This window comes from Oceanobacillus manasiensis (genome assembly GCF_000724085.1).
In the GTDB taxonomy this organism is placed as follows: domain Bacteria; phylum Bacillota; class Bacilli; order Bacillales; family Amphibacillaceae; genus Oceanobacillus_B; species Oceanobacillus_B manasiensis.
Map to the genome: position 1 here is coordinate 138027 of NZ_CCDL010000001.1, position 24174 is coordinate 162200.

Here is a 24174-nt window from a genome sequence, read left to right on the forward strand (position 1 = left end):
TTTATTCTTTTGCACTTCATAACATAAACTTATTTACCGCGTCTCCTTAATGCTTCTTCATATTCTTGCTTGGTAAGCTCTCCATCTTCATAGCGCCTCTTCATCATATCAAGCGAATCCGTAGCTTTCCTTTTCTTGTTACGGCTAAGAATTACAAAAATAACTACAAGGACAATAATAGTAAGGGTTATGCGAACATAAGGTTCTGTAAAATAACCGAGCATAAAATCACTCCTTCTCACTTACTACATTGCCCTGTTTTGGCATATATTACGCATTTTCAAAGATGCAAATTAGTTTTTTACAATCGGGATCCAAATTTCGCTATAATAATTCTCATGATATGGGTCCCCATTTGTATATGCCTCTATTTCCGGTCCTCCAGCATGTTCGTATCCAGTTGATGGAAACCACTCCGAGAAAATTCTCTCCCACACACGTTGGATCGCTCCTGGCATTGGCCCATTCACAGGGAACACTGCCCACGTAGCTGCCGGAATTAAACCTTCTTCCCATGTCTCCGGCACTCCCTTGTTTGGTTTCTCGGCACCGATAAAATAACGGACCTGCTCCTGTTCCTTATCAAATTCCATACAAATACCCATAACCCCCATTTCTCCAGCGTATACTGCTAATTTGTCATCCAAACCATTATTTAGAGACTCCTCCCAGAATGCCGGAACGTCTATTTTATTTTGACCATCGACTAGAGATGTCTTGATACTCTTTCCTATTACTGAAAAAGCCTCTTTCTCCACAATTCTGTAATCCATTTCTTCATCACCCTTTAATTGAATTTGAAAGGAGAGTTTAGGAAAGGCTTTTAATTGCCGATCATGCTTACGAACAGATGAAGGACTTAGGCCGTGTACCTTGCGAAATGCTTTAGAGAATGACTCTGGAGTTTCATACCCATACTTTAATGCTACATCAATTACTTTTGTATTAGAATGAAGCAGCTCTTGAGCCGCTAACGTTAACCGTCTCTTTCGGATGTATTCCGCTACTGTAAATCCCGTTAACATTGTAAACATTCGTTGATAATGAAACTTGGACATACAGGCAATTTTAGCAACATCTTCCACGTTTAGGTCAGTACCTAGCCTATCTTCCATGTACATTAGACTTTCGGCCATACGATTTAAAGCTTCCATTCCCTACCTCCCCTTTCTAATATCAAATTAGCATGTGTATCAAGTGTTATCTGGTTATTCATTGCTCATTCCGGACAGATTTCTATTAATCATTATAGCATTTACTCCATTTTAAAAGCGCAAAAACTCCGAAGCTTATTGCTTCGGAGCTGATGTGGAAATTGCTATAAGGTTGTGTTGCTATTGGTTTGGTTCCCTATGGGGCTGGTGGTGGGACAACTCCACCGCCGCCTCCTGCTCCATTCGGGGTTGGCAAACCAGCACCCCTAGTGCTTTGTGGAGAATTAATTGGGATTGGTCCGTTTCTATGCTTGTCGCGGTTATCCAAATCACAGAATTTACCATCTCTTTCAATACCTTGACGAACAACCGTAATGTGTGTACGGAAGATTGCTTTGAAAAGAAGTAAGTTAAAGACTACTGAACCATCATCAGAACCGATTAATGGTTGTAAAAGTTGCGCTTCCACAACAGGATCCGTTTCAAAAACAAGATCACCAGGTCGGGCACCTGGACAGTGTGTGTGCTCTTGGAAGAATATACGGATTGGGATACTCAGAACCCCTAAATCTATTAACGGTGCTATGGAGATATTAAGTTCTGCTGGTACATACCCAAAGTTAATAACCGTATCCTTTAAGACTGTTGTTTCCTGCTTAATATTGTTATAGTCTGGAGTTACGGTAATGTTTGTTCCATCTTGCAGAATACTTCCTAAAATTGCTAAGATTAGACCTAGTAATCCATCTCCAAAACCAAACGGTCCTACAGCTACTGGCAATGCAAATTCCACTGACTTATGAGCATCCTTCGAACAAATAACTTTCTCCACTAAAGCACCTTGCGAACGTGGTCTTTCATGACAGCTACAATGATCGCTATGGCATCTGTCACAGCTGCTGCTTGGTGCTAGGTCTCGATCATCATGCCTGTGATGATCATGTTGATTGTCATTATATGCATTATAAAAGTTGTTTCTTTTATACATTAATAATCCTCCCTTTGTATATTTTATAGAAGCTTTCTGCCTACTAATTTCTGTGGAAAACTTCCTTACGCTTATATATATATGTCCGTTATTAATTTTTGAATAGATAGATGTACCTGTACATATGCGTATTTTTAATAGAATATAAGCATAAAAAGAAATAAAAAGCTGGTGATCAGCCAGCCTTCTAGGTTCCTATCTAGGGGTAATTTTCATGGGCAAATCTTCTACAGGCCTGTATCGATTTATATTATGTTTATGCCAGTAAACATAACGTGGCTCTGCGAATCCCCCAGGTTATCCACACAAAATAATATTCTTATAGACTATGTACTCAATTTTGCTAGAAAATGGACGAGTAAACAGGCTAAAACGGGGTAAAAACATACATTAATTACTGACCTTAATAGCAGAAGGAGTGATTAAATGGGCTTTTATAGAAACAGTGATATGTTTCAATTTAAAGATCATAATGATTCTAAGGATTGTGTTTGTGATACCATACAGAACATTGTTAAGGCTCAGAAGGAGGTTCAAGAGGAAGGTTGGAATTATTCTATTCGCCAGCTTAAGAAGGGCGACGGTATAGACCCACAATACTCGACCATTCCCTTTATTTTATATACAAAAGATGATGGCAGTCCTTTTGTAGGGAGTGGGATTTTCCAAGCACCTCATCATAGAAGGGATACCTTTTTCGGCTGCATTGAATCTCCTATATTACGCGCTAAGAACTTCACAAATGGGAGTAATTGCTGTGTAAAGGTAGAATTACTACTTCCGATAGCGAATGGTTGCGAGATCCAGCCCTATTCAAAAGATAAACATCGGGTGAGTGCATACTTCCCAGAGGATGATCCAGTAACAGACTTCCTGGCAACAGGTCTTTGTCTCACACTTGATTTAAAAAAATTTCTAGGCATAACGTGTTTAGATGCCATTACACCAATACCTCATGAGGAGTTCTTTGCAGAAGAGCAACCGCAAAACCATCATCATATGGAATACTAAAACAAAAATAGCCAAGCGGTTACGAATTCCATTATTTGGATTCATACCCGCTTGACTATTAAGACATCTTTATACCAATTAGGCCTATTTAATAGGCTTAATTAACATTTCTTTTCTCACTTTGCGAGGAATTCTTTGATTTCGTTTTTTCCTTTTCTTCCTTCATCTCTTTGTTTAAATCATCCATTGGTATATCATCAACAAACTTTTGCTCTTCAAAAGAATCAAGCTCTGTTCGTTTTTCTGATTTACGATTCTTTACTTCATTTTCAGGTGAACGCTTTTCTTTATTATCCATCTTACTCACCCCTATTTCCTTTTTCTATTCTGTTCCTCAGATTAGAAACTTGTAAACATTCATAAAAGGGTATACGATTTAAAAACCATAATAAAGAGGTGGTAAAAGATGCAGAACTTGCGATCACTAGAAGAAATAGATGCATTTATAGATACACAAGAGTTAACACTTCTATACATCTCAAAAGAAGGTTGTAGTGTTTGCCATAGCTTACTACCACAGATAGAAGCGTTACTAGAAAATTATCCTGGTATTCACACAGCACATATAGAATCCACAGAAGTACCCGAAGTTGCCGGTCGTTTCAGTATATTCGCCGTCCCTGTTATTTTAGTATTCGTGAAAGGAAAAGAATATTTACGCGAAGCCCGAATTGTGCATATGGATTTATTCGAAGAGAGGCTGAATAAACTTTATAAAAATATGGTTGAATAGCGATTCCTCGCTTTTCAACCATATTGCTTACAATTATTTTATAAAAAGATAACCTAGTGAGATTTCGTGGTTTTCCTTACCAGATTCCGTATTTATATACTTCCCATGATAAAGGGTATCACCTGTAGAAGCGTCCGTTACCATAATAGTAAGGTTTTCTCCTCCCTTTACAAAATACAAGCGGTCATCCTTCGCCTGCATTGTGTATTCAACACCTATTTCGGAACCAGGCATTTCAACGTTAAATTCACCCTCTTGCTGGTTTTCTATATTATAGCTTTTCACCGTGAATCCTTCTTCTGTTTGATATAAAAAGTAAATGATATTGTCATATGCAGTTTCAGTTAAGGCACCCTCCCACATTTCTTTCGGTATACTTAGTTCGTTTTTTTTCATAGTAGAAAGGTTATAGGCAATATACTCTCTAGATGTTTCTTCAGTATAGTATTCCCCATTCTGTGACTGCGTTTCTTGCATTTCAGTTTTTGAATACACCAAAGTTTCCGTTTGCTGTATTTCTTCTCCTGCAGAAACTAGATAGCCATCAACCCATTTACTTTCATCCCGTCCATCTACTAATACAATACTTTTCTCATTTATAAGCTTCTCACTGGCTATATCAAAGTTATATACTCTCAAATCTGCTGACCCATCATAATTAACATCATTTCTAGTAAAGACGCTTAATTGGCCACCTTGAACCTGTACGTTAATAACATGCATGTAATGATAATCTTGATGATTTGGTACCTTTTGTTCAAAGGTTATACGTTCGTCACTTTCCTTTTCCAGAACATCTATCTTAAAGCTATGATCTTCATAGCTACTCTGCCGCCCCCATGTTGAATCGACATCTACGTACGCAAGGAGCTCCTCATCCTCATAAAACAAACTCAAATCGGAGTATTTCCCTCGCATAAAGCTTCGGTGATCCTCAATTAACTGGTCGAACTTTGGATTAGAAGCTCCCTGAAGGCTTTCTACAAAAGAGTTATCACTCTCATACTTAATGTTCTTCTTTCCTGTAATAGCAAAACCTTCATGAAGGAAATTTCCATAATACCAACCAGTGAGTGCGACACCTTCGATTTCCGACTCATCTCCACTAATCGTATCTAACTCAAGTTGCAAGGTTTTCTCGTTTGCTATTGCTTTCTGGATATAAAAAGTGCTTATTGATAGCACAATAACAATTGTAATGGATAACAGTTTCCAATATTTTTTCATTATATACCTCACCCTTCCCTACACCGTAATGCTTTTTGTCAGCAAGTAATTTGCTACCCAAATAGATGCGATTGATACACACACACCTAAAATGATTTCCAATATTAGTAATTCCGCTGGATATAGATAACTTACATTTAAGATACTTTGCACGATAACCGGTGAAAGAAAAATACCAACTGATAACGCGATATAAATTCCACCAAAAAGGATGCCCTTTAAACGAAAGCTCCGCTCAAAAAGTATGGCAGTAAAAACGATGAAAATTGCCATGATCCCCGTTCCATAAGCGAGGAGAAAATCAATGAAGCCGTTTGGCAAAATAATCATTAGTTCACGCAACCCTAAAACAACCTCTGCAGGTGTTAAATCAAGTCGAAAATCCTTTGCAACCATCCATTTTAAAAGAATGCCTTGTATAGGAAGCAACGCAACCTGTATTGCAACTAGACCAAGCACCATTAAAACGATTGAAGTAGCTTTCGATAAATACACATTTATTCTTGCTGTCGGGAGCATTAGCAACCGATAAATAAAGGTATTCTTTCCAAACCAATCTCTATACCAGACGAAGAAGATATTGAAGAGCAAGGCAATCACTCCAAGTGCAATTGGTGCAAAAAACCAGAGCGTTCTCGTAAGGTTCAGTAAACTCATTTCACCATAAGTATTTACATACTCTTGGGCAGTTAAATTTTCTTGGAATATGGCATTATTCGCTTCATCCATATACCCATTAGAGACGACAACAAGCCCAATCAGCTGGGATAGAATGGTTATACCAATTAAAACAACATATAATTTAAAAAAGCGACCAATTTCAAAATTTGTTAGTTTTAGAAAGCTACTCATGCTTTATACACCTCTCTCATCACATCCACAACGGACTTTCCTTCAGACTCGCGAACTTCCTCGCTGTTAAACTCTTTTAATACTACTCCTTCATCAAGGAGCACTACTTTATCAATTAGATGTTCAATATCACTAATTTCATGTGTGGTAATAATAACGCCACGCCCTTCAATTAAGTGACTTGTAAATACATCCGCAATTTGCTCTCTGCTGAAAATATCTATTCCGGAGAAAGGCTCATCCATTAATACATAATCAACATCCAACGCTAAACCGAGCAGTAGATTGACTTTCGCTGTATTCCCTTTCGAAAGGCTGGATATTTTTTCTTCTTTCTTTAGTTTAAAAAACTTTAATAATTCATCTGCACGTTTCTGATTCCAAGCGTTATAATAATCATCCATAAACTCCATAGATTCGGCGATCGTCATTTGAGGAATCATTGTGATAGCATCGGGAATGAACGTAATTTTTTCAAAGCTTTCTTTGGTAACCTTTTTACCATCCAGGAGAATTTCTCCACTGTTAACAGGTGTTAAAGCCATAATTGCATTCAATATAGTGGTTTTTCCCACACCATTGATCCCAATAAGACACGTTATTTCCCCTTCATTTGCGGTAAAGGAAACGCCTTTCAAAACTTGCCTTCTACCAAATTTCTTTTTAATATCCTTTACTTCAATCATCTATGTTTCCTCCCTGTTTCTTGCTATCAGCAGCATACTTCTCCTTTACTAGCTCCACTAGTTCATCCACGGGCACATTAATTGAACGTACTGATGTGACAAATGTATCCACCGCTTCTAGGATAAGTTCTTCTCTAACACGATGAAGCACCTGCTCATCTTTCGTAATTTTGCTTGGCGAATTTTTCTCCGTGTAGATCAATCCCTGTTCCTCCATTTCCTTAAATGCCCGTTGGACGGTATTTGGATTTATTTTCAACTGGCTTGCCAACTCTCTTCTTGAAGAAACCTCTTGCCCTTGCTCAAGCATTCCTGTTGCGATTTGTTCCTTAAAATGGCGAACAACCTGTACGTAAACAGGATCTCTGTTGTTAAACTTTACTTTCATAGCAGCAGCTCCTATTCAGCTTTCCATTGCGCTTTTTTCATGTGTATTACACACTTAATACACTGATGACAAAAAAATATCTGTATTAACCTGTTAATACGCTCTTCTCCTGTATTATATGGTTAGTACACTTGGGAGTCAAGGGGATTTTTTAACTTCTCGCGAACGCGAGCTTTAACGGTTCCACTAATAGTATGATAAAATAATGAAATACAATAAAGTGAAACTTCAATCAGTGGGGGTTTTCAATATCCCCCACTGATTGTTAGTTGAACGAATCGGGGTGTTAGCGTCCGTTTACTCCCACTTATACATCACTGTTTCACTTCATGTTTTGAAGTGGGAGTCTTACGGACGGTTGCTCCGGGATAAAAAGGGGTTAAATAAATTCTATGAAACTCGTATCTTGGAATGTGAACGGCATCCGTGCCTGTGTTCGCAAAGGCTTTATGGACTATTTTAAAGAGGTAGATGCTGATATATTTTGTTTACAGGAGATTAAGCTTCAAGAAGGTCAGCTTGAATTAGATCTTGAAGGCTATTACCAATACTGGAACTATGCAGAACGTAAAGGCTACTCTGGCACGGCCGTGTTCACCAAAGAAAAACCATTAAATGTAAAATATGGAGTAGGTGATTCTGATACAGAGGAAGAAGGAAGAATCATTACACTAGAATATGAGGCATTTTATTTAGTAAATGTATATACACCTAACTCTAAACGAGATCTTACACGACTAGATGGTCGATTAGAGTGGGAGGACGAGCTTTATACGTATTTAAAAGTTCTAGATGCTGACAAACCTGTAGTGTATTGTGGTGACCTAAATGTTGCACATCAGGAGGTCGACTTACGCAACCACAAAACAAATCACGGAAATTCAGGCTTTACAAAAGAAGAACGTGGAAAAATGAGTCGGTTGCTCGATAGTGGTTTTACCGACAGTTTACGGTATTTCCACCCAGAAACGGAAGGTATTTATACATGGTGGTCCTATATGAAAACCATTCGGGAAAGAAATGTCGGCTGGCGGATAGACTATTTTATTGTGTCCGACCGACTCAAGGAGAATCTACTTCGTTCAGAAGCTCATCCAGACAGACTAGGTAGTGATCACTGCCCAATCATGCTAGAGATGGAAGCACCTAAAGTTCGATAAAATAGACAGACTAAAGGGACCCGAACATCATTATCCGGGTCCCTTTGTTGTCTCTATAACTATTGTTTCAGCTTCTTAAAATAGTCCATGATTCCTAATGCACTAACCTGAAGGTCCAGATTGATTAAAATATATACTTCATGATCATCTGGCACCCCTTTTAAGCGTAATGTCCTTTGCACCCTCTCAAGGAGGCGCTCTGCAAGCTCATCATATCCTTTTCCTTCAGCTATCACCTGCTCGCCTTCTTCCATGAAAACTTCCAGCCATTCTAGCACTTGCTGTAAGGCAAACTCTGCCTTCTCTGTCATACTATAGTGCCCAAAATAAAGGCGATCGAGCTTTTTAGCCTGCATCCGCTGAATTGACTCTTCCATTTTGTTAGGTTCAAACTGGTTTGGAGATGTTGAAGGCAAGAAAAAATCTACCTCTCGATTGGCTAGCTGCTGATAACGAATACCGGCCGTATCCCCTACAAAAAGTCCGTTGCTTACTGGATCAAAAATGGCCAAATGATGTTTCGCATGCCCTGGAGTGTCCCAAAATTCCAGAACACAATTTTGTCCGATTTCTAGCACGTCCCCTTCTGACTTAACTAGTAGACGTTCTTCCTCTATCGGTACAATCGGGTCAAATAGATCAGAAAAGCTTTCCCCATATACAGCTCTTGCCCCTGCTGCCAGTTTCTTTGGATTTATTAAATGCCTCTTTCCTTTCGGATGTACGACAACCTTTGCGTTTGGGCAATCCCTGATTAGCAGGCCCGCTCCACCTGCATGGTCAAGATGAATGTGTGTGAGTACAATGTATGCTACATCTGTCAATTGATAACCAAGTGCTTCCAGGCCTTTTTTTACATGCTTTATAGATGGGCTTGGCCCTGTTTCAACGATTGTTAGCTTTTCTTCCGTAATAATATAGGAACCCGTTCGGTCAGCTACACCTAAATCAAACCCGTCAATTAAATAAATACGATTATCTAGCTGTAACGGTCTTTTTTCTTCCAACTCCTTCTCCTCCTTTTCCTAAATACTGCTTATTCACTTATGAAATGATGTTGATTCAGAAAACGTATTACCTCATCCATTAATTCAGAAGCGACAGGCAATGATGGGTCACTATATGTTTGCAAATTCGCTTCTCGTTCTTTCGGAGCTTCTTTTAGTACATGATTCATCCCGTTAATTGTAACCATTTCAGCTTCTGGACTTGCTTCTTGTAGAGCTATTCCCTCCTGCTGATTTACTTGAATATCATGCTCACCTTGGACGATCAGCACTGGACTAGATAATTTAGCAAGTTCATTTGCAGGATCATATTGCATCCATGATACCAGAAAGGGCTGAACAGCTGGTCTGAAAACAGAATGAAGCTCATCTGCCACGTTTTCAGTCACTTCACCGTTTTTCAATTTATCAAGGATTGCCTTACTTTCTTCAAGTAGTTTGTTGGAAAGTTGCTCTTCTAACTGCTCATAGAGCACCTCATTCATCGGACGACCCGCGCCAGCCAATGAAATAAACGCATCCACCGGAGTTGCTTGCGCTGCCATTATCCCAGTTAAGGAGCCCTGGCTATGCCCAATAACCCCAATTTTAGTATAAGATGGGTCATTAGCCAATAGGTCTAACCACCCTTGGGCATCCTCAATAAATTGCTCAAACTTTAAAGAAGACTCCGCAACAACTGCCTGCTGGTTTTTTCCAGCACCACGCTTATCATAACGAAGACTGGCAATTCCGTTCTCTGCAAGCTCCTCTGCAAGCAGCTTTAAGCTATCATTCTTTCCCGGAATTGCTGGCGAATTTCCATTCCTATCTGTAGGACCCGACCCAGGAATAATGAGCATGACAGGATGTGGGCCCTCAGAGTTCGGTGTCTCTATTTCCCCATATAATGTACCTTCTTCTGTCTCTATGCTCAAAAACTCCCCATCTTCCTCTGCCTCTTTCTCCTTGTTTCCTTTAACAAGTTCAAAAGGGAACGCCTGCCCGTTTTGCGTGAACGTTCCTGTCATTTCTTGTCCATTTAGCGTACCATCAAAGGAAAGGACCTGTCCTTGTATAGTCATGGTAATAACAATCTGTTGATCTTCTTTTATCTCAACTGTAGATAGCGGGTAATCCTCAAGACCCTGTGCTGGTATACTGATTGTACCGCCTTTCTCATCATCCAACGTCATTTCAATTTCAAGTGGCTGTCCCGGAATGATGATCTCCCCATTCCAATTCCCTATATGTGTCATTGTTTCAGCCCCATCTTCGCCATTCGATGCACATGCTACAAGTAAGAAAACAAGACAAGCTAGCAAAAAACCACCAGTTCGGTACGACAAAACACACCCTCCCTCTTCATTCTTTATTTTGTAATACGGTTATCGAATGCAAAGGTTTCCAAAACGGGGTATCTGATTAAAGAAATAAAAAACAACACCCTTTATTTACCTGAAGGATGTTGTTTACTCTAATTTTCAAACTAAATATTGCCCATTACATACCTGGTAAAAACAAAGATATTAGCCATGGGGCAGCATATAAGGTCATAAATTGCACTCCATAGTTGACTCCCTTTCGATGAAGAAAACCTGCAACAAGTGCAATTAAAAGTACCCCTGCAACATTCACTATACCTGCGTCCATAAAGGCAAGCATAATAACTAGACCAAAAAACAGACCTAGCATCGCTTCATGAGGAATAAAACGAAACACAAAGGCACAAATTTGTGGTGCATATTTAATCGTTACATAAAAAGTAATGGTTATTGCGACAATTGCCCCGATTACTGTAGCAATAATAAAGTCACTTGTTGATAACATGTGATGAATGTTATTTTCCGGGGTAAAAACTGGTGGTGCATTAAATAATGCCCCTGCTGGTCCAATTGCAGTAGGAGATAGAGGTAAACCTATCGCAATAAGCGGAATGAGTGTACCAGATAAATACGCTGCATTTGTTAAACCATCCATACTGGATATGGCGCGTGTTGCTTTTTTAACAGGATCCTTAATCCTACTTGTTAGTGTTTCCCCAAGGAAAATTGTCATTCCTACAGGACTCATAAAAAATGTTAAGACACCTAAAACAGAAGAAAAAGATGTTGTTCCAATTTCTTTTCTATCTAAAATCTTAAACGGATTTGGGAATCCTTTTTCCGTTTTTGCTTTTTTAAGCACAATTTCCTTTAATCCAAAGCGTGGCAATTGCCTTCTAACCCTACCACTCAGTAGTTCAGTTAGTTTTAAAATAACTGGTCCAATGGTAATACCGAGGAAGAAAGAAGTAAATACCGTGACATCCTCCGGCACAATGCCTGTCTCCCAATAAGCAATCCTTAACCCCTGAATTAAAAAAGCAAACGGGATAATGGAAAGCAAGGACACCCATCGTTTTTTTGACATTAGCGCAAGAAAAATAGCTCCTCCAAGAAATATTTGATTGGAGTACTGGGTAATGACATCTGACAATGGGATGATTAAATTAGCTAAAAGCAAACTCATTGGCACAGCAATGAACGTTCCAATAACGGAACCAGAAGCCATTTTGCGAATGCTTACCTCAGGCATGCCATGCTTTTTGAGTACCATGGCGTGTTCTACCATTGGTGCTGACATCACCCCGCCTGGAATCCCCGCGATGGCCACAGGTATGGAATCGGTTAATTTTTTTGCAATGATAGCAGAAATAAAAAACGCTAAAATAACGATTGGTTCGAACCCAGATAATACAAGAGCCAGCGTGACAGGTGCCAGAACTGCGGTCTCATCTGTTCCTGGTGCAATACCAATTATCGTATATAGTATTGCGCCAATAACGGAGGCAGTAACCATTTCTAAGATAAGTGTAATTTCCATATGTTACTCCTCCCCTCCCTCATCGAAACGGAGTGTGCGCTTTGGTTTAACTACAATACTACTTATTATGAAGCCTACTACAGCACCAATTAACCCATATATTAATGGTTTCGGTGGTTCATTTGGCGCAAGCAAATAAGCACCAAGTGTTATTACCGTACATATGGCAATACTTAGTACCAGGTCCTTAATTCGGACAAGATCTTCCCATACTTCGATATTATTTTCTCCACCCTCTGGGCGGTTCTGCGTCTTATTCATTTACTTACTACTCCTTCAAAAAGTGTATGATTTATCATTATACATGGTTGCCTGCTTGAAATGAAGTACAAGGGTACGAAGGTCTTTTTAATATTCTTCGCTATGACAAAAACAGATAAATATTCCCATGTAGAAGTTATTCGTCTTTGCACATACTAACCATGTAAATCTCAGAAGTGAGGTGACAATCATGGGCAGGGATGAACATCGAAATTCAAAGAATAATTTTCTTGCACAAACACCTAAAAATCTGAAGGATTCAGATGGGGTGGACATCGAATTTTCGAAAGAACTAGCCGATCAGGATGATTTAGAAGCACAAGAAAGAAGCAAAGCTGCTGATCGTAGAGCAAAAAAGAAGTAGATAAAGGGATGCAGGGAGAGAAAAGCCCTGCATCCTTTATTCATATGCAGACAAGAGGCGCTTGGCTAGGCTTTACCACTGGCACTCGGAGGTGTAAAATATAGTATAGAAAGCGGGGTATCTCAGGTGGCAAACAAAAACGTAGACGACTATTTGACAGAAGGAATGTATGGCACTCGCCTACCAAAGGATGCAGAACGAAAGCAATTTCTAGGGACTTTAAGAGAAAGAATTGTCCTTGCCCTGACAATTGGTCAGGTTATGACGGATAAAGGTGTGAAAAAGTTAGAAGAAGCAATGAAGGAAAATCCGAACACCACATTACTGATAAATGGGCATGTTTCTTATCGTTTTTTGAAAGAAGAAAAGGAATTGGCTAAAAAGTATAATATTACGTATACAACTATCACAAACGAAGAGAGCGACACCGAAATTGGTGCAGTTTTGACCTATGATCATGCAATTGATAAGGAAAACATTTTTATGGAGGAAGAACCTGAAGAAACGAAACAGAGCAAAGAGCAAGAAAATACGAGTTTCCTTTCAAAAATCAAAAAAATCTTTTTAGATTAAAGGGCTTCCAGATCTGGAAGCCCTTTTATAATTTGCTTATTAGTTATAAAAAGCGAAGTTATTTGTATTATCTTGCCGAAAAGTGTTTTAAAACTTAATTTTTATAATCGAGTAGGGGGCCTACCCTACCTATCTCTCTTACCGCCCAACGTACCGTTCAGTAGATGCGGTATATTTGCATTGTTTGACCAAAAGAACCATACCGATTTCTCGGTACAGCTCTCTCTATTCCTCAATATTTACTAGTAAAATATTGTCACCATCTGCTTCAACAGTATATTTCCAGACATAATCATTTGTCTCCTCTTCGCCACTCTCATATATGATCTTAATTTTCTCATTCGTAGACACAACCCATTTTCCATCTTGTTCATTGATGTTGGATACGGTGGCACTAATTACCTCTTGCTCTATGCCATTCTCATTTAACCGGTCTACAAGATCTGATTGCATAGCATCTAAATCACTTCCATCTTTAATGAAAGGTCTTACTTGTTCATAGTTATTTGTATTAATTGCCTCTACCAACTTATAAATATAGTTTAATGTTACTTCTTCAATATAGTCGTCACTTGTCTTTTCATCCGCTGAAACACTTTTAGAGACATTTGCCTTCTGCAATTGTTTTGATCCTTCCAATACTTCCAAATCATTACCATCATCCCAGCCACTATACCAGCTATTGGTTTGGCAATTATCTATCAACCAGTGTTCCTTACCTTCCTGATAGACCAATTCTAGATTACAATAATCAATTCTTTCATCCAACTCAGCTTCTTCACCATTACTATGAAATGCAGAAGTAAAATAAAAAGCTGTTGGAATTGACATGTGTGAGTCTTCCTCGTAAAAAGAAAGATTGTTGAAATCAACTTCTATTTTATCTAATTGCCCTGTGAAATAGCTGTTATCGTTACTGTAGTATTCAAAATTTGACACAAATGATTCTTTCATATTACCTGTAATATTGGTGAACACTTTAGCATCATATCCAGCATGTGCCTTAACATATCCTTCCCCATATGTGAGGATTTCTGCTGATATCATGTCGGTTAAATCCCCACTTACTTTATCTACAGTCAGCTCATAATACGTTTTTTCTAATTTAAGCTTATCTAATTTTACATTTCCCCATTTTGTTTCAATAACTGGGGTTACTGTAACTGATCCGTCTAAATTTAATGGTCCTAGTTCATCAATAATTAAACTGTCACCAAAATTCACCTTTTGATCATTCATTTCAAGGTAAGCTTTTTCAATAGGAATCCCATTTTCATTATATAGGTCTAACGTTACATAATCAGCATCTAAGTGAACCTCATGCATAATTGAATCACTATCCGCATCTGCAAGAGTAACTTTGTCATTGGCCTCAACCTCAGTATATTCACCAGTAAAATTACTATTTAAATTATAAATTCCTGGAGACATCGGTCCATACACAATACGGTTATCGTCATTCTTATGAATAGAGAATTCGACACCATCAAATGTATTCGTTACATCTTTGAAAGGATTATAAACCTCAATATATTGAGGCTTTACTGCAATGCTGAAACGATCAAAAATTCCAAGCCACTTTCCATTTTGAACCAGTGTAAAAAGTTCGTTTTTCCTTAAAAATTCATCAGGTTGCGAAACAGCTAAATCAATAGGTTCATTATCCGCTTTTGCTAATGCAGCCAAAGCTCTAGCTTCCGTATCAGAAAGCTCCGAATCATAGCTTAAAACAGCTGTATTTTGAATCATTTTCTCATCTTCGTCTTTTAATGCTTGTACAAACCTCTCTACTGTTTTTTCGGCTGATACATACGATTTCCCCCACATATAAAAACCAGCAAACATAATTAAAATAACTGCTACAATACTTATAATGACTTTTTGCTTCTTTGTATAATTCGTATGTTGCCTCTTTTTTATAGATGATTTAGTTTGACTACGACGAGTTTCGTTCTTTTTTTCCAATTGATGTCCACAATGCTGACAAAAATTTAACGAGGTAGTTATGGGGCTCCCGCACTCTTTACAAAATTTATTCATATGTATAACACCCTCCTTCTCATATTTAATTATAATATCTACTATCTTATAATTTTCCCCCTCGTAATCTTGCTCTACTAAGATAAATAGAATACTTACATAATACCAATTACCTATTTTTTTGCAATACAAATCTCTGTTTGGTGACTTTTTCACTAGATTTCAGCTTATAAAAATAGAAAATTAACAAATATCCTTGTAAAACACCCTTTAAAACATAAAAACATTTGCTATAATGTATAACTGTAGTCTGATATACATAGGAAATTATGACTAATTTTATATTTAAAGGAGGAAAGCAGAGAGTTAAATGTTATACAAACAAATTTGTTTGATTACATAAATTGGTTTTCACTATCATTCTAATCTTTGGTAATACTAAATACATAGATAGAATCTGTTTCTCATCAGTAAGATAATTTTAATTAATAGGGGAGTTTTATAATGTTAATATGTCCAAAATGTAACCAACAGCAGGATTCCGGTAAGTTTTGTGGTGTTTGCGGGGAACAAGTAATTACAATAGCTGACGGGCAAGACCATAGTACACAGCAGCAGGAAGTAAGAACTGCATCTGAACAAGCTGCAGTGACAACAGCCAGCGAAATAACTTCATCTAAATTTAAAGAGGGTGTAAGTCATTACTGGTCTTATTTCTTAAATTTACTTAAAAACCCGACACAAGCCTTTGCTTTGACAGAAAAGCATTTTACAAACAGCTTAATCACACTTGCTTTATTTGCACTTATTTATTCTTTAAGTATTTATTTTCTTGCTAATTCACTTGTACGTTCATTTGGTGGTTATTTCGTTCAATCCGTTCCATTTTTCGAGTTAACAACCAGGTTGATATTTGGTGTCATTATAATGCTAGCTATCACCTTTGGAAGTTCGTTTGTAATGATAAAAATAGCAAAGAACCAAGAATCATTCCAAACAGTAATCGCTCAGTATGGTAGTATCCTTGTGCCTTTTACTGGATTGAATCTCGTCGCAATGCTTGGAGGTCTGATGGGATCGATTGAATTGACATTATTTCCTTTAGCTTTATCCTTCATATTGGTATTTATATTTATCCCTGTATTGTTTGTCTATGAAAAGGCATCAAATATAAATATAAAGGGGCAAAAAGTCTATCTTAGTCTGGCAACAATCGTTTTAATTTCACTCATTCTTTATATTTTAGGTGATGTAGTATTCTCAAATATTATTAATGATTTAGAAGAAAATCTTTATCCTGTTTTCTAAAATACTATAAAAGGAGCCTTCACTCTTCCTCGTTTTTCTTAAAATTTGTTGACTTGTTATTCAGTAAAAGGATGCTGAATGCCGAGTGTTTGCTGATTAATAGAGCACATGAAACCCCTTATATCCAATAAACGTTTCCTACTGGATATAAGGGGTTTTTCTTCAATATTGAATCAAGCTTTACTTTCTATGCTTATGATCCGCGTTTGCTATTTTGAAAAAAGAAGCCCCCATCAATAATATAACAATGGAAAACGGCAAAGCGGCGATAATGAGCATATTCTGCAGCCCTTGCGTCCCTCCGAAATATACGACAATGGCGGCGACTGCTGATTGAGTCAATCCCCATAGAATTTTAACTGAATTAGTAGGATTTAACAGTCCGTTTGTACTTAACATTCCCAATACGAAGGTTGCAGAGTCTGCTGAGGTGATAAAGAAGATTGCTACAACAAACAGCGTAATAATCGACATGAGGGTGCCAAGCGGATATTCAGCCAATACACCAAAGGTAGATGTTTCAAGTGAGAAAGCCGATATCTCCGCAATGCCGTTTTGTTCAAGATTTAATGCGGACACACCAAACACCGCAAAGAAAATAAAACAAACGATTGGTGGCACAATTAAGACCCCAAGCATAAACTCCTTAACCGTTCTACCTTTCGAGATCCTTGCAATAAATATCCCAACGAACGGTGCCCATGAGATCCACCATGCCCAATAAAAAATAGTTCAAGAATTAATCCATCCTCGATTGTCATTATCTAGTGGGGCCAGACGCAAACTCATATCAAAAAAGTCAGAAATATAGTTCCCTAAAGTATTTGTAAACATATTTAAAATGTAGAGCGTAGGACCAACAATAAACAATAGTAGCAATAGCACAAAAGCAAGCCCCATGTTTATATTACTTAAGTATTTTATCCCTCTGCCAATTCCCGACCATGCAGAAACAATAAATAGTAATGTCGCGACAACAAGCACTATTATTTGAACACTAAATGAATCGGGAGTGCCAAACAAAAAGGATAAACCTCCCGTAATTTGACCAGAGCCAAATCCAAGTGTTGCTGCTACTCCGAAGATCGTTGCAACAACTGCTAGCACATCAATGAGTTTTCCTGCAATTCCTTCCATAGCATCTTTACCAAATAGCGGTACAAGCGTAGCACTAATAAGACCCGGTGTATCACGGTAAAATTTAAAATATGCAAGGACTAGTGCTACGATCCCGTATACTGCCCAGGCATGTACACCCCAATGGAAAAAAGAAAATTTTAAACCGTCCTTTATCGCTTGCTCAGAGCCAGTCTCAGCTCCTGGAGTAGTGAGAAAGGCATGAGAAACAGGCTCTGCCGTAGTCCAAAACACTAAACCCATTCCCATTCCAGCACTAAAAAGCATGGCAAACCAGGAAGGAAGACTGAATTCAGGTTTATCATGTTCCTTACCAAGCTTGATTTTACCGTATTTTGAAAAAATTAAGTATACACTAAATATCAACATGAGCATGACAATTAATAAATAATACCACCCGAAATTTACAGAGATAAAGGTTGTTATCGTATTAGTTATAGACTCTAGAGCTCCTGGTGAGATAGCTCCCCAGATAACAACAGCGGTACACACTGCTAGTGAATACCAAAACACTTTCGTAACACTTTTCATCCTTTCACCCCATATATGTATTTATTTGTTAAGGAAAATCTTACTTTATACACTAGCAAACTTTTTACCCTTTTTTAAACCATCTGAAACTTCTCCCTTTAATTAATAGAATAATTTTGGATTTATTTAACATGTTAAAAGTAAGGATGGAGGTGGTTAAAGATGAGCCAGCCATATCAATGCCCGAATTGTAAAACGAACCGAACTAGATTTAATATTATTGAACAACATGCTAAGCCAGTAAAGCTTGATCCCGCGACAGGAGATATCGTACAGGATTATGCAAATGAACAAACAGAAATTTTCCACATGGACTATAGCGGACCGCAGTATAAGATTCAGTGTGGGGCATGTGGACTGATTGAGGATGAGAGAAATTACATTAAATTCGCTTCCTACAACAAAAAGTAAATTTATGAAGCCACACCTGTTAAAAGCAGGTGTGTTTTTTTGCATGCTGTTCAATTTTTTTGCCAACTTATGCATTGTAAACATCATGTTATCCTTTGAAGTCACCAATTACTACTTCCTTTTGCCATACTGTATATAAAGGAAGGTGAGAACTTTGTTAAAACTAAATCAAGTTAAAAAGCAGTATGGAAAGAACGTGGCATTACGTGATGTCTCGCTAAACCTATCCAGTGGGAAATGTTATGGATTAGTCGGACCAAATGGAGCTGGCAAAACAACATTATTGAAAATCATCGCTTCAATCATACAGGATTTTCATGGGAGCGTAGAATTCACCAATTCCCCGCAGGCTTACTCCAAAGAACTGATCGGCTATATCCCCCAGGAAATTTGTTTAGAGGAAACCGTAACGGCCCGAGACAACTTGTCCTTTTTCGGAAAGGTCTATGGCTTAAAAGGGCAAATGCTTAGAACTAGGATTAACCACGTTTTAAACGACATTGGCCTAACCGAAAAAGCAAAGCACAGGGTGAACACGTTCTCGGGTGGAATGAAACGCCGGTTAAACATTGGCTGCGCCTTAATGCATACACCGGACCTTATTATTATGGACGAACCAACTGTTGGCATTGACCCACAATCAAGACGTTATATTTTTAGTATGATTGAAAAGTTAAAAGACGAAGGCTGTACGATTATTTATGCCAGTCATTATATGGAGGAGATTGAGCAATTATGTGATGAAGCAATATTTATTGATAAAGGAATGGTTGTGGAGAACGACCGTGTCGACGTGCTATTACAAAAATATGTCACTCCCTCTATTTATCTCAAGGGTGAAAATTGTATCCCTGAGGAAAAGGGGGATTTCAGCCTTTCCCCTAGAAAAGATGGGTACCTTTTACTAACGGACAATCCCATAGAAGTCATGCAACGCGTGATTATTCATTGCAAAAATCATGCCACTCAACCAGAGCAACTAGAACTAAGCCAAGCGAGACTCGAGGATGTCTTCTTTTCCCTTACAGGAAGCCAACTGCGTGATTAAATATGCTAAACTAAGAGGAGGATTATACGATGCGTTCGATTATATCATTGGAATTGTTGAAGAACCTTCAGGACAGAGGTTTATTATTCTGGATGCTATTGTTGCCTATTCTGTTCACTGTGTTATTTATTTCTGTTTTCACTTCCGGTACAGAAGGTGTTGCGAGAGAGCAGGTTATCCTGTCTATCGTTCCCGGCTATACCGTAATGTTTGTCTTTTTTATTCTCATTACCATGATTGCTAACTTTATTAAGGATCGGGAACTTGGCATGACAGCACGTATAGCAAGCACTCCCCTTCCAGCTTATAAATATTTACTTGGGAAGTGGATTCCCTACATGTATATTGTGTTTGTTCAGATTCTTGTTTTGCTATTGTTCGGAAAGCTTGTCTATGATATTCCACTGGAGCAACCGCTTTCCTTGCTAATTGTTTCCCTACTTCTCACCTTTACCGTTACGGGAATTGGATTGGCGCTTTCGCTATTAGTGAAAACGAACAATATGGGTATAGCCATTACGCAAGTTATAGCTCTCGGAGGTGCTGTTCTCAGCGGGCTATGGATGCCAATAGACATGATGCCGTCCTTCATACAATCTTTCAGTAAGTTTTTACCACAGTATTGGGCGCATCAAGCTTTTCAGCAAGGAATGGAGGGGACTATGCAAACGAGCGATATTCTGTTACCTGCTTCCGTCTTGTTATTATATGGAGCTACTGCGTTTACGATCGCCATTTTACGCTACCCGGCCTTTCTTAAGATGGCACGGGGGTAATGAAATCGGGGGATAACGATGAGATTGAATATAGAGATAGATGAAAAACATGATGAAACTTCTGTCACCATTCAAGCAAAGGAATGGACAGAGGAGCTTGAGGAGATAGCTGCCGTAATAAAAAGACGTAAACAGCGGCGTTTGTTCGGTGTGGATGAGGAGCAGACCATCCTTCTTGATCCACAAGATATTGACTATATTTATGCACAGAAAAGAAGAGTCTTTGCTGTCACGAAAAGTCGAGAATTAGAGCTTCGAATGAAGCTTTACGAAATAGAAGATATCCTTCTCCCCTACCACTTTATGCGATTTTCTAAATCCGTTATCGGCAATCTTGGAAGAATTGAACGATTTGAATTATCTTTTAACGGAAATCTCTGTGTCTATTTTCAATCAGGAAATAAAGAATATATAACAAGAAAATATGTAAAGCCAATAAAAGACCAGTTAATGAAGGGAGGGCAATAAAGATGATACTAGAAATCGCAAAACGTTCCCTGATTGGTATTGCTTTCGGTGGAATCTTTACCTTTATTGCCTTAACCATCATGAAATTTAACGAATTTGAATCTACAGTCTCCGAGATTTGGATGCATATGGGTGCAAGTATGTTAATCGGAATATATTATGGTCTGTCAACCTATATTTTTAGTGATGATGAAGGAAGTTATTTAAAGCAAACAACCATTCATTTTTGTTTATCCCTAACCGTCTACTTCATTATTGCCTTCACTGTAGGTTGGGTGCCATTCAATTGGGTAGCAGCTTTGCTCAGCTTTGTTATCTTTGTCATCATCTATTCTATTGTTTGGTTTGGTTACTACTCGTATTATAAAAAAGTAGAAAGTTCCATGAATGAACAGTTAAATAAAAATGACTAAGTGTGCTTAAATCGAAAAGCAGACGTGTCTTTGTTACACTTAAGTAGAATGGAGGGAAAACAGATGAGACTACAAAATAAAAAAGTCATTGCACTCGTTGAACAAGATTTTGAAGACTTAGAGCTTTGGTATCCCATTCTTCGTCTACAGGAAGAAGGGGCACAAGTGGATTTGGTTGGTAAAGAAGCTGGCAAAACCTATATTGGAAAGTATGGTGTTCCCGCTGAGTCTGCATATGCCTTCGAGGATATAAATGCAGCGAATTATGATGCTATTCTAGTACCTGGTGGATGGGCACCTGATAAATTACGCCGTTATCCAGAAGTTCTAGACATGGTGGTCGAAATGGATAAAACAAAAAAACCAATCGGGCAAATTTGCCATGCAGGCTGGGTCCTTATTTCTGCCAACATTCTCTCAGGTAAAAACGTAACCAGCACACCAGGAATTAAGGATGATATGACGAATGCTGGGGCAACATGGAGTGACGAAGCTGTTGTAACAGATGGACATATCATTTCTAGTCGTCGCCCACCTGATCTTCCACCATATGTGAAAGCCTTCGCAGACAAATTAGCAGGTGAATAGGACAAAATTGGTTCTCCAAGAAAAAAGCTCACGCCTTAAACCGTGAGCTTTTGTTTCTTTACACATAGAAAGCGTTTTCATATAATAAAGGCAGTACTGCATATTTTTGGGGAGGGGTAGAATGAGCAGCACAATAAAAGAAGGCACACTATTATGGGAGCCACGTGATGATCAAAAAGAAAAGGCAGCCATTACAACCTATATGAATTGGCTCCGTGAACATAAAGATTTGGATTTTAAGAACTATGATTCTCTATGGAATTGGTCAGTTGATCAGGTAGAGGATTTTTGGGAAAGTCTTTGGAGTTATTTTAAGATAAAGTCTTCAAACCCTTATGATTCAGTTTTAACTTCTCATAAGATGCCTGGCGCTAAATGGTTTTCAGGAGCTTCCCTTAATTACACAGAACATATATTTTCCAATCGTAATAAAGATGCTGTTGCCATTATGCATGCTTCGGAAACTCGACCAAATTCATCTGCCACTTGGGGTGAACTTGAAGCAGATACGAAAGCATTCCAACAAACTTTAAAAAGATTAGGGGTTGAAAAAGGAGACCGCATCGTTGCTTATGTACCCAATATCTATGAATCTGTTGTAGCATTTCTAGCAACTGCAAGCCTTGGAGCTATCTGGTCAAGTGCTTCCCCCGACTTTGGAACAGAAAGTGTTATGGACCGCTTTCAACAAATAGAGCCTAAAGTAATGATTACGGTAGATGGCTATCAGTATAACGGGAAAGCATTCAACCGGATGGAGGTTGTGGAAAACATACAAGCCAAACTGCCGACTCTTGAAGCAACCGTTACTATCCCTTATTTTAACCAAGCAAGTGACATGTCCAACTTCAAAAATAGTATTACCTGGTCGGAGGCAATTACTTTACAGGAAGATTTCTCATTTTCCTTTGAGCAAGTTGAATTTAATGAGCCACTATGGATCCTGTTTTCTTCCGGCACTACCGGAAAACCTAAGCCTATTGTTCAAAGCCAGGGAGGCATTTTGCTCGAGCATTTAAAAGCGATGACATTTCATATGGACTTAAATGAACAAGATCGCTTTTTTTGGTACACAACCACAGGCTGGATGATGTGGAATTTCCTTGTAGGCGGATTACTCGTCGGTTCTCCCATTGTGCTTTATGACGGCAGTACGGTATACCCGGACAAGGAAAGTTTATGGAAGTTTGCAGAAGAAACGAAGACTACCGTGTTTGGCACAAGCGCAAGCTTCATTACTTCCTGCATGAAGGATGGCATGCAACCTGGGAAAGAATTTAATCTGCAACACCTCAAAAACATCAGTTCTACAGGTTCTCCATTACCGCCTGAAGGCTTTCAATGGTGCTATGATAATGTAAAAAAAGATGTATGGATTTCCTCTGTAAGTGGCGGAACAGATGTATGTACGGCCTTCATCTTAGGCGTACCTACTCTCCCAGTCTATGCGGGAGAATTACAGTGTCGGGGGCTTGGTGCCCGCATTGAAAGTTTTAATGAACAGGGTGAGGCAGTTATTGATAAGGTTGGAGAATTAGTTTTAACAGCACCTTTTCCATCCATGCCTGTTTATTTCTGGAATGATAGTACTGGCAGCCGACTAAAGGATAGTTACTTTGATGTCTTTCCTGGCATTTGGTGCCATGGAGATTATTTAAAAATTACAGAACGGCACACCTGTGTTATTTATGGAAGATCTGATGCCACGATTAACCGTGGGGGTATCCGTATTGGTACCAGTGAAATATACCGAGCCGTCGACCAAATTGAAGAAGTATCTGATAGTTTAATAGTTGATATTCCGTTAGACAATGGAGATTCTTCAACTCCTTTATTCGTAGTAATGAAAGAAGGGATCGAGCTTACTGAGGCGACTCAGCAGAAAATCAAAAAGCAAATTCGAGAACATTGCTCGCCAAGGCATACACCGACAGTTATCCATCAAGTTCCAGATTTACCAAAGACATTAAATGGAAAGAAACTAGAAATACCAGTTAAAAAGATTTTGATGGGTAAGCCTGTAGACGAAGTAGTAAACAAAGGGTCCTTAAGTAATAAGCATGCATTAGACTACTTTACGCAGTTTGCAGAAAAAGAGACTAAAACGTTTAATTAATCTCTCGCACATAAAACCTTAGATGAAAAGAGGCTGGGACATAAGAAAATCAAATAAGAAAAAACCGTACATTCAAACGGAGCAATGCAGAAAAAGTTCGAACACATCCGGATCCCCCCTAATTTTTGGATATCTGAATCACACTTTAGC

General features: G+C 38.5%; 26 protein-coding genes and 1 pseudogene. 13 read left to right on the forward strand and 14 right to left on the reverse strand.

The features are described from left to right. Positions 1–29: 29 nt before the first annotated feature. The 3 genes from BN985_RS00800 to BN985_RS00810 form a co-directional block, all read right to left on the reverse strand. Complete coding sequence (locus BN985_RS00800) at positions 30–224, reverse strand: SHOCT domain-containing protein (protein WP_042220516.1); 195 nt, start codon at positions 222–224, stop codon at positions 30–32. Between the two features lie 69 nt (positions 225–293). Next, positions 294–1154, reverse strand: coding sequence for an AraC family transcriptional regulator (locus BN985_RS00805; protein ID WP_042220517.1), 861 nt, complete (start codon positions 1152–1154; stop codon positions 294–296). A gap of 196 nt (positions 1155–1350) precedes the next feature. Further along, complete coding sequence (locus BN985_RS00810; protein ID WP_042220518.1) at positions 1351–2142, reverse strand: hypothetical protein; 792 nt, start codon at positions 2140–2142, stop codon at positions 1351–1353. Positions 2143–2568: 426 nt separating this feature from the next. Here BN985_RS00810 and BN985_RS00815 point away from each other — a divergent pair, with 426 nt between their 5' ends. Beyond that, on the forward strand, positions 2569–3153 hold the full coding sequence (locus tag BN985_RS00815; RefSeq protein ID WP_042220519.1) for a CotY/CotZ family spore coat protein: 585 nt from the start codon (positions 2569–2571) through the stop codon (positions 3151–3153). A gap of 97 nt (positions 3154–3250) precedes the next feature. On the opposite strand, the gene BN985_RS00820 is transcribed toward BN985_RS00815, so the two are convergent. Further along, positions 3251–3451, reverse strand: coding sequence for a hypothetical protein (locus BN985_RS00820; RefSeq protein WP_042220520.1), 201 nt, complete (start codon positions 3449–3451; stop codon positions 3251–3253). Positions 3452–3559: 108 nt separating this feature from the next. On the opposite strand from BN985_RS00820, the gene BN985_RS00825 reads away from it, so the two are divergent. After that, a complete protein-coding gene (locus BN985_RS00825; RefSeq protein ID WP_042220522.1) occupies positions 3560–3886 on the forward strand; it encodes a thioredoxin family protein in 327 nt (108 codons plus the stop codon). Between the two features lie 33 nt (positions 3887–3919). Here the strand turns inward: BN985_RS00825 and BN985_RS00830 are convergent, their stop codons facing one another. The 4 genes from BN985_RS00830 to BN985_RS00845 are packed head-to-tail and all read right to left on the reverse strand — an operon-like array spanning position 3920 to position 7039. After that, entirely contained in the window at positions 3920–5113 is a 1194-nt protein-coding gene (locus BN985_RS00830) for a hypothetical protein (RefSeq protein ID WP_042220523.1), read from the reverse strand. 18 nt (positions 5114–5131) lie between these two features. Further along, positions 5132–5965, reverse strand: a complete 834-nt coding sequence (locus BN985_RS00835; protein ID WP_042220525.1) for a hypothetical protein — start codon at positions 5963–5965, stop codon at positions 5132–5134. After that, positions 5962–6651: an ATP-binding cassette domain-containing protein gene (locus BN985_RS00840; RefSeq protein WP_042220526.1), complete on the reverse strand. Its 690-nt coding sequence runs from the start codon at positions 6649–6651 to the stop codon at positions 5962–5964. Before BN985_RS00840 ends, BN985_RS00835 begins: the two co-directional genes overlap by 4 nt. Then, positions 6644–7039 (reverse strand): GntR family transcriptional regulator, encoded by a 396-nt coding sequence (locus tag BN985_RS00845; RefSeq protein WP_042220527.1) that lies wholly within the window; start codon positions 7037–7039, stop codon positions 6644–6646. The genes BN985_RS00840 and BN985_RS00845 overlap by 8 nt, the downstream gene beginning before the upstream one ends. A 392-nt stretch (positions 7040–7431) precedes the next feature. Between BN985_RS00845 and BN985_RS00850 the strand changes: the two genes are divergently transcribed. Beyond that, positions 7432–8199 (forward strand): exodeoxyribonuclease III, encoded by a 768-nt coding sequence (locus tag BN985_RS00850; RefSeq protein ID WP_042220529.1) that lies wholly within the window; start codon positions 7432–7434, stop codon positions 8197–8199. A gap of 59 nt (positions 8200–8258) precedes the next feature. Here the strand turns inward: BN985_RS00850 and BN985_RS00855 are convergent, their stop codons facing one another. From BN985_RS00855 to BN985_RS00870, 4 genes are all read right to left on the reverse strand, one after another. Beyond that, positions 8259–9206 carry an MBL fold metallo-hydrolase gene (locus BN985_RS00855; protein ID WP_042220530.1) on the reverse strand — a complete coding sequence of 316 codons (948 nt, stop codon included), beginning with the start codon at positions 9204–9206 and terminating at the stop codon, positions 8259–8261. A gap of 29 nt (positions 9207–9235) precedes the next feature. Then, a complete protein-coding gene (locus BN985_RS00860) occupies positions 9236–10534 on the reverse strand; it encodes an alpha/beta hydrolase family protein (protein WP_052360573.1) in 1299 nt (432 codons plus the stop codon). Between the two features lie 154 nt (positions 10535–10688). Next, complete coding sequence (locus BN985_RS00865; RefSeq protein ID WP_042220532.1) at positions 10689–12050, reverse strand: tripartite tricarboxylate transporter permease; 1362 nt, start codon at positions 12048–12050, stop codon at positions 10689–10691. Between the two features lie 3 nt (positions 12051–12053). Next, a complete protein-coding gene (locus BN985_RS00870) occupies positions 12054–12311 on the reverse strand; it encodes a hypothetical protein (protein WP_042220533.1) in 258 nt (85 codons plus the stop codon). 190 nt (positions 12312–12501) lie between these two features. On the opposite strand from BN985_RS00870, the gene BN985_RS00875 reads away from it, so the two are divergent. After that, positions 12502–12675: a YfhD family protein gene (locus tag BN985_RS00875; protein WP_084157424.1), complete on the forward strand. Its 174-nt coding sequence runs from the start codon at positions 12502–12504 to the stop codon at positions 12673–12675. Between the two features lie 126 nt (positions 12676–12801). Further along, entirely contained in the window at positions 12802–13248 is a 447-nt protein-coding gene (locus BN985_RS00880) for a YueI family protein (RefSeq protein WP_042220534.1), read from the forward strand. 225 nt (positions 13249–13473) lie between these two features. Here BN985_RS00880 and BN985_RS00885 read toward each other — a convergent pair whose 3' ends face one another. After that, positions 13474–15288 carry a TcaA NTF2-like domain-containing protein gene (locus BN985_RS00885; RefSeq protein ID WP_042220536.1) on the reverse strand — a complete coding sequence of 605 codons (1815 nt, stop codon included), beginning with the start codon at positions 15286–15288 and terminating at the stop codon, positions 13474–13476. A 444-nt stretch (positions 15289–15732) separates the two neighbouring features. Here BN985_RS00885 and BN985_RS00890 point away from each other — a divergent pair, with 444 nt between their 5' ends. Next, the gene (locus BN985_RS00890) at positions 15733–16536 is read left to right on the forward strand and encodes a DUF6574 domain-containing protein (RefSeq protein ID WP_042220538.1); all 804 of its coding nucleotides are present in this window, start codon (positions 15733–15735) and stop codon (positions 16534–16536) included. A gap of 180 nt (positions 16537–16716) precedes the next feature. On the opposite strand, the pseudogene BN985_RS00895 reads toward BN985_RS00890, so the two are convergent. Beyond that, positions 16717–18204: pseudogene (locus BN985_RS00895) on the reverse strand (BCCT family transporter). Positions 18205–18366: 162 nt separating this feature from the next. On the opposite strand from BN985_RS00895, the gene BN985_RS00900 reads away from it, so the two are divergent. The 7 genes from BN985_RS00900 (at position 18367) to BN985_RS00930 (ending at position 24024) form a co-directional block, all read left to right on the forward strand. After that, complete coding sequence (locus BN985_RS00900; RefSeq protein ID WP_042220540.1) at positions 18367–18615, forward strand: hypothetical protein; 249 nt, start codon at positions 18367–18369, stop codon at positions 18613–18615. A gap of 145 nt (positions 18616–18760) precedes the next feature. Beyond that, positions 18761–19663: an ABC transporter ATP-binding protein gene (locus BN985_RS00905; protein WP_332257404.1), complete on the forward strand. Its 903-nt coding sequence runs from the start codon at positions 18761–18763 to the stop codon at positions 19661–19663. A gap of 29 nt (positions 19664–19692) precedes the next feature. Continuing rightward, positions 19693–20439, forward strand: a complete 747-nt coding sequence (locus BN985_RS00910; protein ID WP_042220543.1) for an ABC transporter permease — start codon at positions 19693–19695, stop codon at positions 20437–20439. An 18-nt stretch (positions 20440–20457) separates the two neighbouring features. Next, positions 20458–20907 carry a LytTR family DNA-binding domain-containing protein gene (locus tag BN985_RS00915; protein WP_042220545.1) on the forward strand — a complete coding sequence of 150 codons (450 nt, stop codon included), beginning with the start codon at positions 20458–20460 and terminating at the stop codon, positions 20905–20907. A gap of 2 nt (positions 20908–20909) precedes the next feature. Beyond that, positions 20910–21320 (forward strand): DUF3021 domain-containing protein, encoded by a 411-nt coding sequence (locus BN985_RS00920; protein WP_042220546.1) that lies wholly within the window; start codon positions 20910–20912, stop codon positions 21318–21320. A gap of 63 nt (positions 21321–21383) precedes the next feature. Next, on the forward strand, positions 21384–21908 hold the full coding sequence (locus BN985_RS00925) for a type 1 glutamine amidotransferase domain-containing protein (RefSeq protein ID WP_042220547.1): 525 nt from the start codon (positions 21384–21386) through the stop codon (positions 21906–21908). Between the two features lie 121 nt (positions 21909–22029). Then, on the forward strand, positions 22030–24024 hold the full coding sequence (locus BN985_RS00930) for an acetoacetate--CoA ligase (protein ID WP_042220549.1): 1995 nt from the start codon (positions 22030–22032) through the stop codon (positions 24022–24024). Positions 24025–24174 lie beyond the last annotated feature (150 nt).

Excerpts from the sequence above, each read along its gene's own strand:
- BN985_RS00800 (WP_042220516.1), bottom strand. The coding sequence starts at position 224 with ATGCTCGGTTATTTTACAGAACCTTATGTTCGCATAACCCTTACTATT.
- BN985_RS00805 (WP_042220517.1), bottom strand. The coding sequence starts at position 1,154 with ATGGAAGCTTTAAATCGTATGGCCGAAAGTCTAATGTACATGGAAGAT.
- BN985_RS00810 (WP_042220518.1), bottom strand. The coding sequence starts at position 2,142 with ATGTATAAAAGAAACAACTTTTATAATGCATATAATGACAATCAACAT.
- BN985_RS00815 (WP_042220519.1), top strand. The coding sequence starts at position 2,569 with ATGGGCTTTTATAGAAACAGTGATATGTTTCAATTTAAAGATCATAAT.
- BN985_RS00820 (WP_042220520.1), bottom strand. The coding sequence starts at position 3,451 with ATGGATAATAAAGAAAAGCGTTCACCTGAAAATGAAGTAAAGAATCGT.
- BN985_RS00825 (WP_042220522.1), top strand. The coding sequence starts at position 3,560 with ATGCAGAACTTGCGATCACTAGAAGAAATAGATGCATTTATAGATACA.
- BN985_RS00830 (WP_042220523.1), bottom strand. The coding sequence starts at position 5,113 with ATGAAAAAATATTGGAAACTGTTATCCATTACAATTGTTATTGTGCTA.
- BN985_RS00835 (WP_042220525.1), bottom strand. The coding sequence starts at position 5,965 with ATGAGTAGCTTTCTAAAACTAACAAATTTTGAAATTGGTCGCTTTTTT.
- BN985_RS00840 (WP_042220526.1), bottom strand. The coding sequence starts at position 6,651 with ATGATTGAAGTAAAGGATATTAAAAAGAAATTTGGTAGAAGGCAAGTT.
- BN985_RS00845 (WP_042220527.1), bottom strand. The coding sequence starts at position 7,039 with ATGAAAGTAAAGTTTAACAACAGAGATCCTGTTTACGTACAGGTTGTT.
- BN985_RS00850 (WP_042220529.1), top strand. The coding sequence starts at position 7,432 with ATGAAACTCGTATCTTGGAATGTGAACGGCATCCGTGCCTGTGTTCGC.
- BN985_RS00865 (WP_042220532.1), bottom strand. The coding sequence starts at position 12,050 with ATGGAAATTACACTTATCTTAGAAATGGTTACTGCCTCCGTTATTGGC.
- BN985_RS00870 (WP_042220533.1), bottom strand. The coding sequence starts at position 12,311 with ATGAATAAGACGCAGAACCGCCCAGAGGGTGGAGAAAATAATATCGAA.
- BN985_RS00875 (WP_084157424.1), top strand. The coding sequence starts at position 12,502 with ATGGGCAGGGATGAACATCGAAATTCAAAGAATAATTTTCTTGCACAA.
- BN985_RS00885 (WP_042220536.1), bottom strand. The coding sequence starts at position 15,288 with ATGAATAAATTTTGTAAAGAGTGCGGGAGCCCCATAACTACCTCGTTA.
- BN985_RS00890 (WP_042220538.1), top strand. The coding sequence starts at position 15,733 with ATGTTAATATGTCCAAAATGTAACCAACAGCAGGATTCCGGTAAGTTT.
- BN985_RS00900 (WP_042220540.1), top strand. The coding sequence starts at position 18,367 with ATGAGCCAGCCATATCAATGCCCGAATTGTAAAACGAACCGAACTAGA.
- BN985_RS00910 (WP_042220543.1), top strand. The coding sequence starts at position 19,693 with ATGCGTTCGATTATATCATTGGAATTGTTGAAGAACCTTCAGGACAGA.
- BN985_RS00915 (WP_042220545.1), top strand. The coding sequence starts at position 20,458 with ATGAGATTGAATATAGAGATAGATGAAAAACATGATGAAACTTCTGTC.
- BN985_RS00920 (WP_042220546.1), top strand. The coding sequence starts at position 20,910 with ATGATACTAGAAATCGCAAAACGTTCCCTGATTGGTATTGCTTTCGGT.
- BN985_RS00925 (WP_042220547.1), top strand. The coding sequence starts at position 21,384 with ATGAGACTACAAAATAAAAAAGTCATTGCACTCGTTGAACAAGATTTT.
- BN985_RS00930 (WP_042220549.1), top strand. The coding sequence starts at position 22,030 with ATGAGCAGCACAATAAAAGAAGGCACACTATTATGGGAGCCACGTGAT.